This is a genomic window from Methylobacterium sp. J-030, assembly GCF_022829545.1.
Classification (GTDB): domain Bacteria; phylum Pseudomonadota; class Alphaproteobacteria; order Rhizobiales; family Beijerinckiaceae; genus Methylobacterium.
Genome location: NZ_JAKSYM010000369.1, coordinates 23,582 through 38,839, shown reverse-complemented (window position 1 = coordinate 38,839; position 15,258 = coordinate 23,582). Strand labels below are relative to the sequence as shown.

Sequence of the window (15,258 nt, the reverse complement as noted above, 5' to 3'; positions counted from 1 at the left end):
ATTGCGTTCTTCTGCCCCGGCGCTCCCCTCTCCCCCCCTGCTTCGCAGGGTATCCTCCCCCGCAGAGGGGGGAGGGAGACGCGTGCTGGGTCCGTTGCCCATGACCCCCGCCCGCGCCGGCCTCTTGGCCCTCCTCCTCACCCTCCTCCTCGATCAGGCCTCCAAGCTCGGCCTCTATTTCGGTACCGACCTTGTCCTGACCCAGCCCTGGCGGCTCGCACCCTTCGCCGATTTCGTGGTGGTCTGGAACCGGGGCGTCTCCTACGGCCTGTTCCAGCAGGAGGGCGGCTTGGGGCGCTGGCTCCTCGTGGCCCTGTCGCTCGCCGCCGCCCTGGGCCTCGGTCTCTGGATGCGCCGGGCAGGCTCGCGGCTGCTGGCCGTCGCCCTCGGGCTGATCGTCGGCGGGGCGCTCGGCAACGCCATCGACCGGGCCGTCTACGGGGCGGTGTTCGATTTCGTCCACCTGCACGCGGGCGCATGGTCCTGGTACGTGTTCAACGTCGCCGACGCGGCGATCGTGGCCGGCGTCGTCGGCCTGATCCTCGACAGCCTGTTCCCGGCCGGTCGGCGCCAGGGGGAAGCCACGCCCGGCGACCCGGCGGCGCGCCTGTGATGTGCGCACCACATCGGCCAGGCGACCGCCCCATCCCGGCGCGACGCGGCCAAGGCGCCATACGATCGCCGGAAACCGGTCTCAGGCCGGCACCCGTCGGATCAGGCCGCGCCGCGGCCGTCCCCGAGCCGGACCCCCCGGCCGGAACCCGAGAGGCAGCATGACCGGGCATCGCAGGCTTCGACTCCTCCTCCCCGCTGCGGTCGTCCTGACCCCGCTGCTGTCGGGCGGTGCCCAGGCACAGGAGCGCGGCGAGTTCATGCGCGACGCCCTGTCGGGCATCGGCCTCCTGGAGAAGCGCCAGGACCCGATCGACTATCACGAGCGCCCGCCCCTGGTGATGCCGCCCAAGCTCGATGGCAAGGCCCTGCCCCAGCCCCGGGCCCGCTCCACCAGCACCGCCTGGCCGAAGGATCCCGAGATCGCCGAGCGCGAGCGCGCCGCGAAGGAGCGGCGCAATCCCAAGGGCGCCCAGGTCCAGGGCCGCTACGACGACAACAACGCCACCCTGTCGGTCGACGAGATGCGCAGCGGCCGCCGCGCCGGGGCGAGCCTCACCACCGAGGCCGAGCGCAAGCCCGGCGACACCAACCGCGACGACAGCCTGCTCAGCCCCTTCGAGCTGCTCAAGGGCAAGAGCGCCAACGCGGAGCCCTCCGACGTGGAGCCGAACCGCGACGTGCTGACCGACCCGCCGACCGGCTACCGGCAGTCGCCCAAGAAGCTGGCGCGCCCGCCGTCGAACGACCCGATCAACAATGCCAGCCGCGAGCGCGAAGAGGCGGATCCCCAGGTCTATCTCCGTCAGCGCGCGCAGCAGTAAGTCACCGGAACGCCGTGTCGCTGTTGCAACGGCGTCACGGCATGGCAACATGCGATGATCGTCCCGGTGCGGTTCCGACCCGCCGGCGACCAGGACGGCCCCGATCCGCACAGGCGTTCCGACGCGCGGCGTCGGGTGACGGGGCCGGCAGAAGGAAAGCGGAATGCACCTGTTCAGGACGGCGACGCCCCAACTCTTCCCGCTGCGTCCGGGCTCGTCCTTCGGCGCCAGCGCCGGCCGGGGCGACGCCGCGCCGTTCGGCCGGTCCGAGGCGGGCGGCCCGGAAGTGACGGCCTTCGCCCTCGACAACGGCCTCGACGTGGTGGTGGTCCCCGACCACCGGGCCCCTGTGGCGACCCACATGATCTGGTACCGCAACGGCTCGGCCGATGATCCGCTCGGCCAGTCGGGCATCGCCCACTTCCTCGAGCACCTGATGTTCAAGGGCACCGAGAACCACCCGGTCGGCGCCTTCTCGAAGGCGGTCTCGGGCCTCGGCGGCCAGGAGAACGCCTTCACCAGCTACGACTACACCGCCTATTTCCAGCGGGTCGCCCGGGACCATCTCGGCACCATGATGGAATTCGAGGCCGACCGGATGAGCGGCCTCGTCCTCGACGACGCCGTGGTGGCGCCCGAGCGCGACGTGGTGCTGGAGGAGCGGCGCATGCGGGTCGAGACCGACCCCTCCGCCCAGCTCTCGGAGGCGATGGCGGCCGGCCTGTTCGTGCATCACCCCTACGGCATCCCGATCATCGGCTGGATGCACGAGATCGAGGGCCTGAACCGCGAGCACGCGCTGGCCTATTACAAGCGCTTCTACACCCCCGAGAACGCCATCCTGGTGGTGGCCGGCGACGTGACGCCCGACGAGGTCCGGCGGCTCGCCGAGACCACCTATGGCCGCGTGACGCCCCAGGGTACCCGGCCGGAGCGCCGGCGGCCGCGGGAGCCGGAGCCGAAGGCTTTGCGCCGGGTCGCGGTGGCCGACCCGAAGGTCGAGCAGCCGACCCTGCAGCGGCTCTACCTGACCCCCTCCTGCATCACCGCCCGGGACGGCGGCTGCCACGACCTGGAGCTGCTGGCCGAGGTGCTGGGCGGCGGCTCGACCTCCTACCTCTACCGTAAGCTGGTCATGGAGACCGGCCTCGCGGTGAATGCCGGCGCCTGGTACATGGGCTCGGCGATCGACGACACCCGCTTCTCCGTCTACGCGGTGCCCGCCGAGGGCGTGCCCCTGGAGAAGCTGGAGGAGGCGGTCGACACGGTGCTCCGCCGCGCGCCGACGGAGGCGCTGGACGCCGAGGCGATCGAGCGCGCCAAGACCCGGCTCGTGGCCGAGACGGTCTACTCGTCCGACAGCCAGTCGTCGCTGGCCCGCATCTACGGCTCGGCGCTGGCGATCGGCGAGACGATCGAGGAGGTCCGCCGCTGGCCGGCCGACATCGAGACGGTGACGCAGGACCGGCTGAAGAGCGCCGCCGAGCGCTGGCTGACCCCGGCCCGCTCGATCACCGGCTACCTGACCAAGGCGCAGGATCCCGACGCCCCGGTTGCGATGGCCGCCGAGTAGTGGTTTCGGGGCGCGTCCCGGTGGGTGGTTCCCAAGCCCCGTCGGGACCGCATCGGGCCGAAGGCCTCGTCCTGCTCCGCTGCCCGTGAAGCGATAAAAAAGAGGTTCCCATGAGCTTGACCGAGACCCTGGTCGAGACCGCAACCCCCTCCAGCTCGCCCACCACGGCGCTGCCGGTCGTGACCGCCCCCGGCATCGAGGCGTGGCACGTCGAGTCGCCGGTGGTGCCGATGATCGCCCTGGCCTTCACCTTCGAGGGCGGCGCCGCCCAGGACCCGTCCGGCAAGTCCGGCTGCGCCCAGATGCTGGCCCGGCTCCTCGACGAGGGCGCGGGCGACCTGACCTCCGACCTGTTCCAGGAGCGGCTGGCCGCCCGGGCGATCGAGCTGTCGTTCCATGCCGGGCCCGATGCGCTCGGCGGCTCGCTGAAGATGCTGGTCAAGCACGCCGACGAGGCGATCGGGCTGCTGGCCCTGGCGCTGGCCAAGCCCCGCCTCGACCCGGACGCGATCGAGCGTGTCCGCGGCCAGGTCATCGCCGGCCTGCGCTACCAGCAGAACGACCCGGGGGTTCTGGCCTCCCGCCGCTTCTTCAAGGAGGCCTTCGCCGGCCACCCCTACGCCCGCCCCTCCTCCGGGACGGTCGAGAGCGTCACGGCGATCACCCGGGACGACCTCCTGGCGATGCATGCCCGCATCATCGGGCGCGGCCGGGTGAAGGTCGCGGCGGTCGGCGCGATCGGCGCGGAGCAGCTCGCCGAGGGCCTCAACCGCGCCTTCGGGGCGCTGCCCGAGGCCGGCGCGCTGAAGGCGGTGCCGCGCACCGAGGTGCAGGATCTCGGCCGGCGCATCGTGGTCGATCTCGACGTGCCGCAATCGGTGATCCGCTTCGGCATGGCGGGCGTGCCCTGGCGCGACCCGGACTTCATCCCGGCCTACGTGCTGAACCACATCCTGGGGGGCGGCGCCTTCACGTCGCGCCTGTTCCAGGAGGTGCGGGAGAAGCGCGGCCTCGCCTACTCGGTCGGCACCTCGCTGGTCAGCCACCGCTCGGCCGCGATGACCTGGGGCTACACCGCCACCAAGAACGAGCGCGTCGGCGAGGCTTTGTCGGTGATCGGCGACGAGATCGGCCGGCTGATCACGGACGGGCCGGACGACGACGAGCTGCAGAAGGCCAAGGACTACCTCACCGGCTCCTACGCGCTGGGCTTCGACACCTCGACCAAGATCGCCCACCAGCTGGTGCAGATCGCCTTCGAGGAGCTGGGCATGGACTACATCGCCCGGCGTAACGCCATGGTGTCGGCGGTCACGCAGGCCGACATCCGCCGCGCCGCCGCCCGCACCTTCGCGGACGGCAAGATGCTGGTGGTCGCAGCCGGCCGGCCGGTCGGGCTCTGAAGGGCGTGCTCGACGGGCGGGCGCGGTTCGCTCCTGTGATGGTTTCGAAAGGTCGAGACCTTTCGCGGGTCCAGGGCGGAACCCTGGTGTCGGGTGTCGCCCGATCTCTCAGGGCTCCGCCCTGAGCACCCGCCAAAGGGCTGAAGCCCTTTGGAAACCTGGAATCTCGGGTCAAACAGGCTCTGAGCCAGATCGGCGCGAACCCCCGGACCCCCATGCAGCTCACCGGCATCCACCACCTCACCGCGGTGACCGCCCGCGCGGCGGAGAACGTCGCGTTCTACACCGGCACGCTGGGGCTGCGCCTCGTCAAGAAGACCGTGAACCAGGACGACGTCTCGGCCTACCACCTGTTCTATGCGGACGGCCTAGCGAGCCCTGGCACCGACATCACCTTCTTCGACTGGCCGGCGCCCCGGGAGCGGCGGGGCTCGAACAGCATCACCCGGACGCACCTGCGCGTGCCCGGCGAGACCGCCGTGGCGTGGTGGCACGCGCGCCTGCGCGAGGCCGGGATCGTGGAGGCTGAACCCGTCCTGCGCGACGGCCGCCTGACCCTCGACTTCGAGGATCCGGAGGGCCAGCGCCTCGCCCTGGTCGATGATGGCGGCTCCGGGCCGGAGCATCCCTGGGACGGCTCGCCGGTGCCGGCCGCCTACCAGATCCGCGGCCTCGGACCGATCCGGCTCGCGGTGCCGGATCTCGGGCGCACCCAAGCGGTGCTGACCGAAGTGCTGGGCATGCGCCGGGACCGGGCGTTCCAGACGCAGGATGGGCCCGTCGAGATCTACGCCATGGGTCCCGGCGGCCCGACCGCGGAGATCCAGCTCCTGGCCGATCCCTCCGCGCCGGCGCGGCAGGGGGCGGGGGCGGTGCATCACGTCGCCTTCCGCATCCCGGACGCGGATTACGACGCCTGGGCCGACCGGCTCCGGGCCGCCCGGGTGCCGGGCAGTGGGCCGGTCGACCGCTACTATTTCCGCAGCCTGTACTTCCGCGAGCCGAACGGCATCCTGTTCGAGATCGCCACGGACGGGCCCGGTTTCACCGCCGACGAGCCGCTGGAGACCCTGGGTGAGCGCCTCGCCCTGCCGCCGTTCCTCGAGCCGCGCCGCGCCGAGATCGAGGCGGGCCTGAAGCCGCTCCGGCCCGGCCCCGTCGCCTGAGCGCCGCACCCGGCGGCAACCCTCCCATGTCCGTGGCACGGCTGCGACGGTGCCGCGACGCCGCTAAATATTCGAACGATTCCAGGCCGTTCACTTCTTGCGCGGGTGTGATCCCGGCGCGCCTTGACGGGCGTGCCGCACTTGCGAAAGAAGCAGCGCGCATATGTTTGACATCCGGATCCCGGCAAGCCGCCTCGCATGGATCCGCCCCCGTCCGGTGGGACGGCGGGGATCTGCCGAACCGGGCATCAAAGGATTCGAGGACTGATCCGTCGATGAGCAAGTTCTACGAGGAGCGCGTCCTGTCGGTCCACCACTGGACCGACAACCTGTTCTCGTTCCGCACCACGCGGGACCCGGCGTTCCGCTTCCGCAACGGCGAGTTCACCATGATCGGCCTGGAGGTCGAGGGGCGCCCGCTCCTGCGCGCCTACTCGGTGGTCTCGGCCAATTACGAGGAGGAGCTGGAGTTCTTCTCGATCAAGGTCCAGGACGGGCCGCTGACCTCCAAGCTCCAGCACCTCAAGGTCGGCGACCCGATCATCATCGGCAAGAAGCCCACCGGCACGCTGGTGCTCGACAACCTCCTGCCCGGCCGGCACCTCTACCTGCTCGGCACCGGCACGGGGCTGGCGCCGTTCCTGTCGATCATCAAGGATCCGGAGACCTACGACCGGTTCGAGAAGGTCGTGCTGGTCCACGGCTGCCGGCAGGTGCAGGAACTGGCCTACGGCGAGACCATCACGGAGACGCTGCCCCGCCACGAGTTCCTGGGCGAGATGATCGCGCAGCAGCTGATCTACTACCCGACCGTGACCCGCGAGCCGTTCCGCAACCGCGGCCGGATCACCGACCTGATGGTCTCGGGCAAGCTGTTCGCCGATATCGGCCTGCCGGAGATGGCGATCGAGGCCGACCGCTTCATGCTCTGCGGCAGCCCCGACATGATCCGCGACACCCGGGAGCTCCTGACCTCCCGCGGCTACGAGGAGGGCAACCACGGCGAGGCGGCCCACTACGTGATCGAGAAGGCCTTCGTCGAGAAGTAGGTTTCCCGGGATTTTTGGGTTCAGCCCGGTGCGGTCCGTCGCGCCGGGCTTTTTTGTCGGGGACCGGCGGCTCCGCGCCTGACCGAGCCCTTTGGGCGGCGCCGTCCTTGCGGGCGCGGCGAAGACGATCCAGCGGTCGAGACCCGACGCGCAGGACCCGTCCCCGAACGTCCGGAGCGGGTGATTTTCCGCCTGTCCGCCTCCGGGCGGCCCTGCGTCGACGCGGATGTCGCGGCCGCGCTCCCGCCACGGTTCTAAACTCGGCGTTAACCAAGATCAGTGATTTCCCGTGTCATTGGTAGCGTCGCGCCCTGTAGCTGTCGCCGCGCAAGGATGGCAAATCATGCGGCTGATCGTCGGGACACTGATCGTTTTCGCCTGCGTCTTCGGCAGCTACGCGGCGATGGGTGGCCACCTGCTTGTCCTGTGGCAGCCGTTCGAGTTCGTCATCATTCTCGGTGCCGCGATCGGCGCCTTCGTCATCGGCAATACCGGGCCGGTGCTCAAGGCCGTGCCCGCGATGCTGGGCACGCTCGTGAAGGGCCCGAAATACACCCAACAATCCTATGTCGAACTGCTGGGTATGCAGTATTCGCTGTATAAACTTGCCAAGCAGAAGGGTTCGATGGCGCTCGAGCCGCACATCGAAGATCCGAGCGCGTCGGCGCTGTTCAACGCCTTCCCGAGCTTCGCGGCGAACCATCACGCGGTCGAGTTCGTCTGCGACTACATGCGGATGGTGACGCTGGGTGCCAACAACGTCCACGAGATCGACGCGCTCATGGATGAGGAGCTGCAGACGCACCATCAGGAGCAGGAGCGCGTCGTTTCGGCCATGCAGTCGCTCGCCGACGGAACACCGGCGCTCGGCATCGTCGCCGCCGTGCTCGGCGTGATCAAGACGATGGGCGCGATCAAGGAGCCGCCGGAGGTGCTGGGCCATCTGATCGGCGGCGCGCTCGTCGGCACCTTCTTCGGAGTCTTTATCGCCTACGGCTTCTTCGGGCCCATGGCGCAGTCGCTCAAGAGCCTCTTCGAGGCCGAGGCCAAATACTACCTTTCGCTCAAGACGGGGCTCCTCGCCCATATCGGCGGCCAGCCGCCGGTGATGGCGGTCGAATTCGCCCGCAAGTCTCTGATGAGCGACGTCCGCCCGACCTTCAACGAAGTGGAAGCGGCCACCGCCGCTCTGCCCGCCCAGGCCTGACCCGATCTCCAGCAGGGACCCGATGAGCCAGCCGATCATCGTCATCAAGAAGGTCAAGAAGGCCGGGCATGCCCACCATGGCGGGGCCTGGAAGATTGCCTATGCGGACTTCGTGACCGCCATGATGGCGTTCTTCCTGCTGATGTGGCTGATCAGCATGACGACGCAGGAGCAGAAGGTCGGTCTGGCGGAATACTTCGCGCCGGCCGCCTTGAGCCCGGCGACCAGCGGCGCGGGTGGAACCCTGTACGGCAGGGCCCTGGACACGTCAGGCAACAAGCCGTCCACGCCCCGCGACGCGGAGAGGGGCTCTGCCGAGCAGGACGACAAGGCGCGCGCGGCCACGCCGGGCCGTGCCAGCGATCGCGATGCCAGCCGCTCAGCCGCCAGCGTGCAGGCCAACTGGAGCGCCATAGCCAGCCTCCGGCAGGCGCTCCAGACGCTGCCCGACATCGCCGAGCTGTCGAAGAACATCGTGATCGAGCCGACCAAGGAGGGCGTGAACGTGTCCCTCGTGGACGAGGACGGCCGCGCGATGTTCCGCGAGAACGCGGTCGAGCCCCTTGAGCGCACCCGTCGCGTGCTGGAGGCGATCGCGCCCACCCTGCGCCGGCTGCCCAACAGCCTGTCGATCACCGGCCACACCTCCGTCGCGCGCCCGGGCTCGGCGCGGACCGCCGAACCCTGGAACCTCACCGCCGGGCGTGCGCTCGCCGTGCGCGAGATCCTGGCGGGTGCCGGCGTTCCCAACGACCACTTCACGTCCGTGGTGGGACGCGCCGACACCGAGCCGGTCTTCCCCGACAATCCCTACCTCGCGCCGAACCGGCGGGTGACGATCACGCTGCTCAATGCGAGCCCGCCGGTGCCCCCGAACCTGCTTCGCTGACGGCACGCCGCCTCGGAGCGCTCTCCGCCGGCGTGGACACCGGTTGTTCGGCGCGGAGCGCGGGTCGAACCGAGAGCGGTGACGGCATGCGCCAGCTCGGCCGACTGACCGCCGCGGGGGCGCTCGCGCCCCTCTCGGAGGGCACCGAGCATGTCCAGGATGCGCGGCCGGACCGGGCGCGCCTCCTGCGGGCGCGCCTCCACCCGATGGCGCTGCTGATGGCCCTCGGGAGCTACGCCTCCGGGCACGGTCAGCGGGGCAAGCGCCGGAGCGCCGGTCGGGGCGATCGTCGCGGCGTCGAACGCCGCGTTCTAGACGGCGTCCAGCGCGGTCGAGCCTACGGGCAAGCGCCTCGACCTCGCCCTCGACCTGGCGAGGTCGATGGGCGGCGGAACGGTCGCCGGCTCGACGCTCACGGCCCGCGAGGCGGCCGGGCCTGGACGGCGGGCGTCGCGCTGACGCCGCTGACGATCGGGCCGTCGATGCGGCTCGAGCAGGCGGTGCGGGCGGCGCGTTCGAGCCGCCCGCTTTATTGCGCCACCGTCGGCATCCCGTCGGCGAAGGGCCCGCCCCCGGCGCTGAACAGCTTGCGCAGGAAGCCCGGGGCGATGGCCGAGAGGGGGTTCACGCTCACGTCCGGCGCGGCGAGTTTGCCGGCCACGCGAAAGTTCACCGCGAACAGCCCCTCGTTGTGGCCGCCCCCCAGCAGCGGGCCGAGCAGGGGCAGTTGCGAGGCGACATTGTTCAGCCCGTAGAGCGGCACGAAGGTGCCGGTCATGTCGGTGCGCTCGCGGCCCGTGTCGAGCCAGCCCGACAGGGTGAAGCCCATGGCGGCGTTCGAGATCGCCGCGTCGCTGAAATCGACCCGGCTGCCGGTGCGGACGAAGTTCGCGCGCATCCGGTCGAAGGTGACGTCGCCGGCAGCCCGGCCCGGGGCGATCCGGCGGCCGCGGGCGGCGTCGGTATCGGCCGGCTCCGGCCCCTGCGCCATGATGCTCGACAGGGCCGGCTCGTTGCGCAGGGTGAAGTCGCGGATCTGCACGACGCCCGCCTGCGGGCCGTCGTTGAGGCCGATCCCGGCATTGAGCCGCCCGCCATGCATCCGCCGGTAGATGTCGACGAAGCGCAGGGTCGCGCCCGCATCGGCCGAGTCGACCGCCAGCGTCGGGACGCCGCGCTCGCCCCGGGTGACGGTGGCGGCGAAGGGGGCCGCGCGGAAGCGCCCGCTGATCGTGGCGGCCCGCAGGGTCTTGCCGTGCAGCGACAGCCGCACGTTGGCGCCGGTCAGCGCCTCGTCGTTGAAGCCCGTGACGATCGGCACCTGGATGTCGGCGTCGATGTCCTTCGGGTTCGCGTCCTTCGCGTCCTTGCCGCCCTTCGTGTCGGGTCCGCCGAGGGACTTCAGGAACGGCCGCGCATCGACCACCGCGCCCCGGACCACGACCTTGTAGCCGCCGCCGGCCCGGTCGAGGCTGACCCGCAGGTCGTCGCCGGGCGAGAGCTTGACGTTCGTCAGCTCCGCCCGCTCGAGGCCGCCCTCGGGTGTGATCGTGACGGTGCCGCGGGCCAGGGCCGGGGCCGCGTCGAGGGCGAAGTCGCGCAGTTCGAGGCCCTGGCCGCCATCCACCAGGGTGAAGGTCAGCCGGCCCGGCTTGCCGGCCGGCTTGGTCAGTCCCGGCAGCAGCCCGTCGATCCCGGCCTTGGCGAGGTCGGCCTCGACCCGGATCGGCGGCTTGCCGGTGCCGGGCCGGCCGATCGGCACCACGGCCCGGACGGGGATCGTGCCGGTGAGCTGCGGCGCGGTCGGCAGGCCCTTGCGGCCCCGCACCGCGTCGTCGAGGGCGAGGGTGACCACGGCCTCGCCCGGCTGGCCGACCTTCGGCTGGCGCAGGTCCACGGTGACCGGGGCGCCCGCGACCCGGCCGTCGCCCTTCATGGCGAAGGCGCCGCGATCGTACGACAGGGAGAACCGGCCCGCCTCCAGCCGGTCCTTGCCCATCACCTTGTCGACCGCGAGGTCGCTGAGCGTGCCGGTCAGGGTCACCGGCAGGTCCGGCAGGTCGGGGATGTGCTTGAGGTCAAGGGGGAAATCGACCCGCAGATCGGCGCCGCCCTTGATCGTGGCCGGGTCGAGATCGACGCTCATCAGGCTCTTGAACAGCTTGGCCTGGAGCACGGAGGCCATGCCGTCCGCGCCCCCGGAGAGGCGCATGCCGATCTGCGCCACCACCCGGTCCGGGGTGATCTGCGGGATCACGAAGCTGCCGTCGGTGATCGCGAGCCCGCGCCCGTCCGGCCCGTGGACCTCGGCGGTCACGTTGCGCACGTTGGTCGAGCGCCCGGTGATGGTGCCGACGACGTTGCCCTTGGTCACCGGCGGCGCGTCGGCGGTGACGTCGATCGCCGCGTCGGAGACGTGGAAGTCGATATGGACCGCGTCGTCCGGCGCCGGCTCGCCCCTTGTGGCGGCGGCCAGCACCGGCCCGGTCATCTTCACCCGGATGTCGACGGAATCGATGTGCCCGCGCCGGAGCTGGTCGACCAGATAGGTCCGGGCCGGCGGCGCGATGTGCTCGGGCCAGAGGCGCAGGCCGGTCCGGACCTCGCCGTCATGGCCGACGATGTGGAGATTGAGGCCGCCCTCGTCGGCCGTCGTGCCGATCGTCCCGGTGATGGTCCCGGTCACGCCCGGGGCCGACAGGGTGAGCGCGTCGATGGAGATGCCGCCGTCCCGGCCGGAGAGCTGGGCATCGAGCGCGCCGATCTTCACCGGGGCGTCCTGCGGGGTCGCCCCGCGCAAGGTGGCGTCCCGGCTCGCCAGCGTCGCGGTCCAGGTCGTGCCCGCGCCCGGCGGGCTGCCCGCCCAGGCACCGGTCAGGTGCACGGCGTTGCCGGCGCCGCGATAGTCCAGCCCGGTGAGCGCCATCACGCGGCCGGCCTCGTCCCAGCCGAGGGAGGCGTCGAGGCTCTCAACCGTGACGGGGTTGAAATCCTTCTCCTCGATCAGGAAGGTCCCGTCGCCGGTATGGACCCGGGCGGTCATCGCCTTGATGCGCCCGGCCGCCAAGCTCACGTCGGCCCGGGCCGAGACCTTGAGGTCGGTGGTCAGCGGCAGGCCCGACTGGCCCGAGAGCAGCAGCAGATCGGTGACCGGCAGGTCGTCCAGCGTGATGATGCCCGCGCGCTCCTGGCCGTCGCCATTGTCGCGCAGGGCGCCGCCGAACCGCCACTCGCCGTGCGGCCCGTCGAGGCGCAGCTCGAAATTGCGTGTTCCGGTCATCGGATCGCGTCCGAACAGGCCGTTGACCCGGGCGAAGACCGCGCGCTCGCGGCCGTCCTCGTCGATCAGGCGCAGGCGCGCATCGGTGATCCGGGCCCGGTCGAGGGCGCCCACCACCCCGCTCGAATCCAGCACGATGCCGAAGATCGACGCGATGCCCGCCGAGAGCGGCGAGACGCTGCCGCGCACCGCATCCACGCTCGGCGGCGTGTGCGGCTCGATGTCGACCGGGTGGTTGGCCTCCGAGGCCGCGAAGGCGATGGAGCCGTCCCGATGCAGCAGCGCGGTGGTCTGCGTCTCGCGGAACTCGATGGAGCGCGGCTGCAGGTTGAGCCGCAGGAGGCCCCAGAGATCGAGGCTGACCAGCGCCAGGGGCGCGCGCACCACGAGGTCGCCCTGCGGGTTGCGGATGTCGAGGCCCGAGAAGCGCAGGCTCAGGGCGTTCTCGCGGTCGAGTTCGAGGCTGCTGCCGCGGATGCCGATGCGCCAGCCGGGGCCGATCCGCTCGGCCACCGCCGCGGCGACGCGGCGCGACAGGCCGTCGATCTGCAGCGGCCCGTTCGACAGGCGCAGGGCGACGAGGCCGATCCCGCCGCCGAGGACCAGCACCAGGGCGAGCGCGCTCACGAGGCAGAAACCGCCTACGCGCCGTGCCCTCCCCCGGGGCCTGCATGCCGACGTCGTCTCGTCCGCCATCGGGACCCTTGTTCCGGGGACTCTGCCCGCAGAGCCCGCAAGGCTCCGCGGCCGGTGGATCGAAGCGCGCCCGCGCTTTACAGCGGCGGCGACTCCGGTTTTGGCTCGGGCGTGCGCGGCGCGGTCTCGTGTTGCCGGGCACGGGATCGGTTGCACATCATCATTCGGCCGAAAGGAAGGCACGATGCCGCTGTCAGAGGGCGATCCGGCCCCGGATTTCGACCTGCCCGCCTCTGCGGGGGGGCGGATCGCGCTGTCCGCGCTCAAGGGTCACAAAGTCGTGCTCTACTTCTACCCGAAGGATGACACGAGCGGCTGCACCCTGGAGGCACAGGAGTTCAACCGCCTGCTGCCGGACTTCGCGGAGGCCGACGCGAAGGTCGTCGGCCTCTCGCCGGATCCGGTGAAGAGCCACGACAAGTTCTGCGGCAAGTACGGCCTCGCCTTCCCGCTCGCCTCCGACGAGGACAAGGGCGTGCTCGACGCCTACGGCGTCTGGGTCGAGAAGAGCATGTACGGGCGCACCTACATGGGCGTCGCGCGCACCACCGTGCTGGTCGGCCGGGACGGGCGGATCGCGAAGATCTGGCCGAAGGTGAAGGTGCCGGGCCACGCCAAGGCGGTGCTGACGGCCGTCCGCGCGCTTTCTTGAGGAAAGACGAGGCGTGCGGATACAGCTCTCGACGGATCCTTAACCTTACCCGGTCTTGAATGACGGCTCTCGCGGGGCCGTCCTGATGCAGGGTTCGAAGATTGTCTTGCGTTCCGCGTCGCGCCGGACCGCGCCGTTTCTCGCGGCAAGCCTCGCCCTCGCGCTGCTCTGGGCGCTGGGCGCGACCTACCTGATCGTCTTCCACGACGAGGTGCTGGCCGGTTTCGTGGCCCGGCAGGGGGCGATGCGCGACGCCTACGAGGCCCAGCTCGCGGAGCTGCGGGACCGCCTCGACCGCGACCGGCGCGACCGGGCCGGCACCGAGACCGGACTGGCGGACCGCGTCACGGCGGCACTGGAGCGGCAGGCGGAGCTGGAGCGGCGCGCCGCCGCCCTGGCCGGCCTCGCGCCGCCGACGCCCGCCGACCCGACCGCCACCGGTGCCCTGTCCCCGCGCCCCGGTGCGGGCCCCGCGCCGGCCGACGACGAGCCGGACCTGCGCTCCGACGACGGCGCCGAGGCCGCCCGCCACCTGCCGCGCCGGAGCGCTCTCGAGGCCGAGACCGGGCTGATCCGGCTGGAGGCACGCCTCGACGGCTTGCAGGCGGCGCAAGGGGAGCGCCTCGCCGGCCTGTCCGCGCGGGCCGGCGACGAGGCCCAGAGGCTGCGCGGCCTGATCCGCCGGACCGGCCTCGATCCCGCGCGCTTCGACGCGCCTTCCGCTGGAATCGGTGGCCCGCTGGTTCCCCTCGACAGTCGCGTCCTGGACGGCGCCGGCTTCGAGGCGAGCCTCGCGCTGGCCCGGCGGTCCCTGGCGGACGGCGAGCGCCTGCGCCGGACCGCCGCCGGGCTGCCGCTGGGCCGGCCGATCCGGGGCGAGGCGATCGTGTCGAGCCCGTTCGGAACCCGGCTCGACCCGTTCACCCGCGGCCTCGCGCTCCACACCGGGCTCGACCTGAAGGCGGAATACGGCGAACCCGCCCGCGCCACCGCCCCCGGTCGGGTGGTCGCCGCCGAGGCCGCGGGCGGCTACGGCAACATGGTGGAGATCGACCACGGACACGGCCTGACCACGCGGTTCGGCCATCTCGCCCGCATCGCGGTCTATCCCGGGCAGCGGGTCGCAGCGGGCGACACGGTCGGTTCCGTCGGTTCGACCGGGCGTTCCACCGGGGCGCACCTGCACTACGAGACCCGCATCGACGGCGTGCCGGTCGACCCGCAGCGCTTCCTGAACGCCGGCGCGACCCTCGCGCAACGCGGCGCCGACTGACGCCGACGCCGGCCCGTGCTAACCTCCGGGACGGAATCGGAGGCCGTCATGGCATTGGCCGTGAAGCGCGAAGCGCGCATGCGCGTCGCCGAATACAGGCGATGGGTGGAGCCCCGCCCGGACGAGGAGCGCTGGGAGCTGCTCGACGGCGAGCCCGTCTTGATGGCGCCCCCGAGCGCCCGGCACCAGCGCATCGTGCTCAACGTCGCCCAGCGGCTCGACGCGCTGGCCCGGGAACGCGGTTGCGGCGCCTATCCGGGGCTGGCGATCCTCAGCGCGGCCATGGACGATTACGCGCCCTACCCGGATGTCGTGGTCCATTGCGGGCCGACGCCGCCGACCGGCTTCGTCGACGATCCCCTGGTGATCGTCGAGGTGCTCTCGCCGGGCACCATGACCAACGACCGGGGGCGCAAGCTCGCCTTCTACGCCACCGTGCCGAGCCTCCAGACCCTGCTGATCGTCTATCAGAACGAGCCTCGGATCGAGGTCTGGCGCCGGGATGCCGACTGGGCCATGGAGGTGATCGGACCGGCGGAGAGCGTGGACCTGCCGGAGCTGGGCGGCACCCTGCCGATGACCGCGATCTACGACCGAGTGACCTTCTGAGCCGGCGCTGGTGCGCGAAGCGGCG

General features: G+C 71.5%; 12 protein-coding genes. 11 read left to right on the top strand and 1 reads right to left on the bottom strand.

Annotated features, from left to right (window positions below; translation table 11 throughout):
- Positions 1-100: 100 nt before the first annotated feature.
- The 8 genes from lspA (at position 101) to MKK75_RS29075 (ending at position 8,723) form a co-directional block, all read left to right on the top strand.
- The gene (gene lspA / locus MKK75_RS29110; RefSeq protein WP_244046081.1) at positions 101-613 is read left to right on the top strand and encodes a signal peptidase II; all 513 of its coding nucleotides are present in this window, start codon (positions 101-103) and stop codon (positions 611-613) included.
- Between the two features lie 160 nt (positions 614-773).
- Positions 774-1,436 carry a hypothetical protein gene (locus MKK75_RS29105; RefSeq protein WP_244045968.1) on the top strand — a complete coding sequence of 221 codons (663 nt, stop codon included), beginning with the start codon at positions 774-776 and terminating at the stop codon, positions 1,434-1,436.
- A 163-nt stretch (positions 1,437-1,599) separates the two neighbouring features.
- Positions 1,600-3,009, top strand: coding sequence for a M16 family metallopeptidase (locus MKK75_RS29100; RefSeq protein ID WP_244045967.1), 1,410 nt, complete (start codon positions 1,600-1,602; stop codon positions 3,007-3,009).
- A gap of 110 nt (positions 3,010-3,119) precedes the next feature.
- A complete protein-coding gene (locus MKK75_RS29095) occupies positions 3,120-4,412 on the top strand; it encodes a M16 family metallopeptidase (RefSeq protein WP_244045966.1) in 1,293 nt (430 codons plus the stop codon).
- A 215-nt stretch (positions 4,413-4,627) separates the two neighbouring features.
- Positions 4,628-5,578: a ring-cleaving dioxygenase gene (locus tag MKK75_RS29090; RefSeq protein ID WP_244045965.1), complete on the top strand. Its 951-nt coding sequence runs from the start codon at positions 4,628-4,630 to the stop codon at positions 5,576-5,578.
- 275 nt (positions 5,579-5,853) lie between these two features.
- Positions 5,854-6,627 carry a ferredoxin--NADP reductase gene (locus MKK75_RS29085; protein ID WP_244045964.1) on the top strand — a complete coding sequence of 258 codons (774 nt, stop codon included), beginning with the start codon at positions 5,854-5,856 and terminating at the stop codon, positions 6,625-6,627.
- Between the two features lie 343 nt (positions 6,628-6,970).
- Complete coding sequence (gene motA, locus MKK75_RS29080; protein WP_244045963.1) at positions 6,971-7,834, top strand: flagellar motor stator protein MotA; 864 nt, start codon at positions 6,971-6,973, stop codon at positions 7,832-7,834.
- Between the two features lie 22 nt (positions 7,835-7,856).
- Positions 7,857-8,723, top strand: coding sequence for a flagellar motor protein MotB (locus tag MKK75_RS29075; protein ID WP_244045962.1), 867 nt, complete (start codon positions 7,857-7,859; stop codon positions 8,721-8,723).
- Positions 8,724-9,252: 529 nt separating this feature from the next.
- Here MKK75_RS29075 and MKK75_RS29070 read toward each other — a convergent pair.
- Complete coding sequence (locus MKK75_RS29070) at positions 9,253-12,699, bottom strand: DUF3971 domain-containing protein (RefSeq protein WP_279594216.1); 3,447 nt, start codon at positions 12,697-12,699, stop codon at positions 9,253-9,255.
- Positions 12,700-12,883: 184 nt separating this feature from the next.
- Between MKK75_RS29070 and MKK75_RS29065 the strand changes: the two genes are divergently transcribed.
- The 3 genes from MKK75_RS29065 to MKK75_RS29055 all read left to right on the top strand — a co-directional run bounded on the left by MKK75_RS29065 (position 12,884) and on the right by MKK75_RS29055 (position 15,233).
- Positions 12,884-13,351 carry a peroxiredoxin gene (locus tag MKK75_RS29065; RefSeq protein WP_244045960.1) on the top strand — a complete coding sequence of 156 codons (468 nt, stop codon included), beginning with the start codon at positions 12,884-12,886 and terminating at the stop codon, positions 13,349-13,351.
- 85 nt (positions 13,352-13,436) lie between these two features.
- Entirely contained in the window at positions 13,437-14,624 is a 1,188-nt protein-coding gene (locus MKK75_RS29060) for a M23 family metallopeptidase (protein ID WP_409567622.1), read from the top strand.
- A 48-nt stretch (positions 14,625-14,672) separates the two neighbouring features.
- Positions 14,673-15,233 carry a Uma2 family endonuclease gene (locus MKK75_RS29055; RefSeq protein WP_244045958.1) on the top strand — a complete coding sequence of 187 codons (561 nt, stop codon included), beginning with the start codon at positions 14,673-14,675 and terminating at the stop codon, positions 15,231-15,233.
- Positions 15,234-15,258: the final 25 nt, after the last annotated feature.

Coding starts and splice junctions, on each gene's coding strand:
- lspA (WP_244046081.1), top strand. CDS start 101: ATGACCCCCGCCCGCGCCGGCCTCTTGGCCCTCCTCCTCACCCTCCTC.
- MKK75_RS29105 (WP_244045968.1), top strand. CDS start 774: ATGACCGGGCATCGCAGGCTTCGACTCCTCCTCCCCGCTGCGGTCGTC.
- MKK75_RS29100 (WP_244045967.1), top strand. CDS start 1,600: ATGCACCTGTTCAGGACGGCGACGCCCCAACTCTTCCCGCTGCGTCCG.
- MKK75_RS29095 (WP_244045966.1), top strand. CDS start 3,120: ATGAGCTTGACCGAGACCCTGGTCGAGACCGCAACCCCCTCCAGCTCG.
- MKK75_RS29090 (WP_244045965.1), top strand. CDS start 4,628: ATGCAGCTCACCGGCATCCACCACCTCACCGCGGTGACCGCCCGCGCG.
- MKK75_RS29085 (WP_244045964.1), top strand. CDS start 5,854: ATGAGCAAGTTCTACGAGGAGCGCGTCCTGTCGGTCCACCACTGGACC.
- motA (WP_244045963.1), top strand. CDS start 6,971: ATGCGGCTGATCGTCGGGACACTGATCGTTTTCGCCTGCGTCTTCGGC.
- MKK75_RS29075 (WP_244045962.1), top strand. CDS start 7,857: ATGAGCCAGCCGATCATCGTCATCAAGAAGGTCAAGAAGGCCGGGCAT.
- MKK75_RS29070 (WP_279594216.1), bottom strand. CDS start 12,699: ATGGCGGACGAGACGACGTCGGCATGCAGGCCCCGGGGGAGGGCACGG.
- MKK75_RS29065 (WP_244045960.1), top strand. CDS start 12,884: ATGCCGCTGTCAGAGGGCGATCCGGCCCCGGATTTCGACCTGCCCGCC.
- MKK75_RS29060 (WP_409567622.1), top strand. CDS start 13,437: ATGCAGGGTTCGAAGATTGTCTTGCGTTCCGCGTCGCGCCGGACCGCG.
- MKK75_RS29055 (WP_244045958.1), top strand. CDS start 14,673: ATGGCATTGGCCGTGAAGCGCGAAGCGCGCATGCGCGTCGCCGAATAC.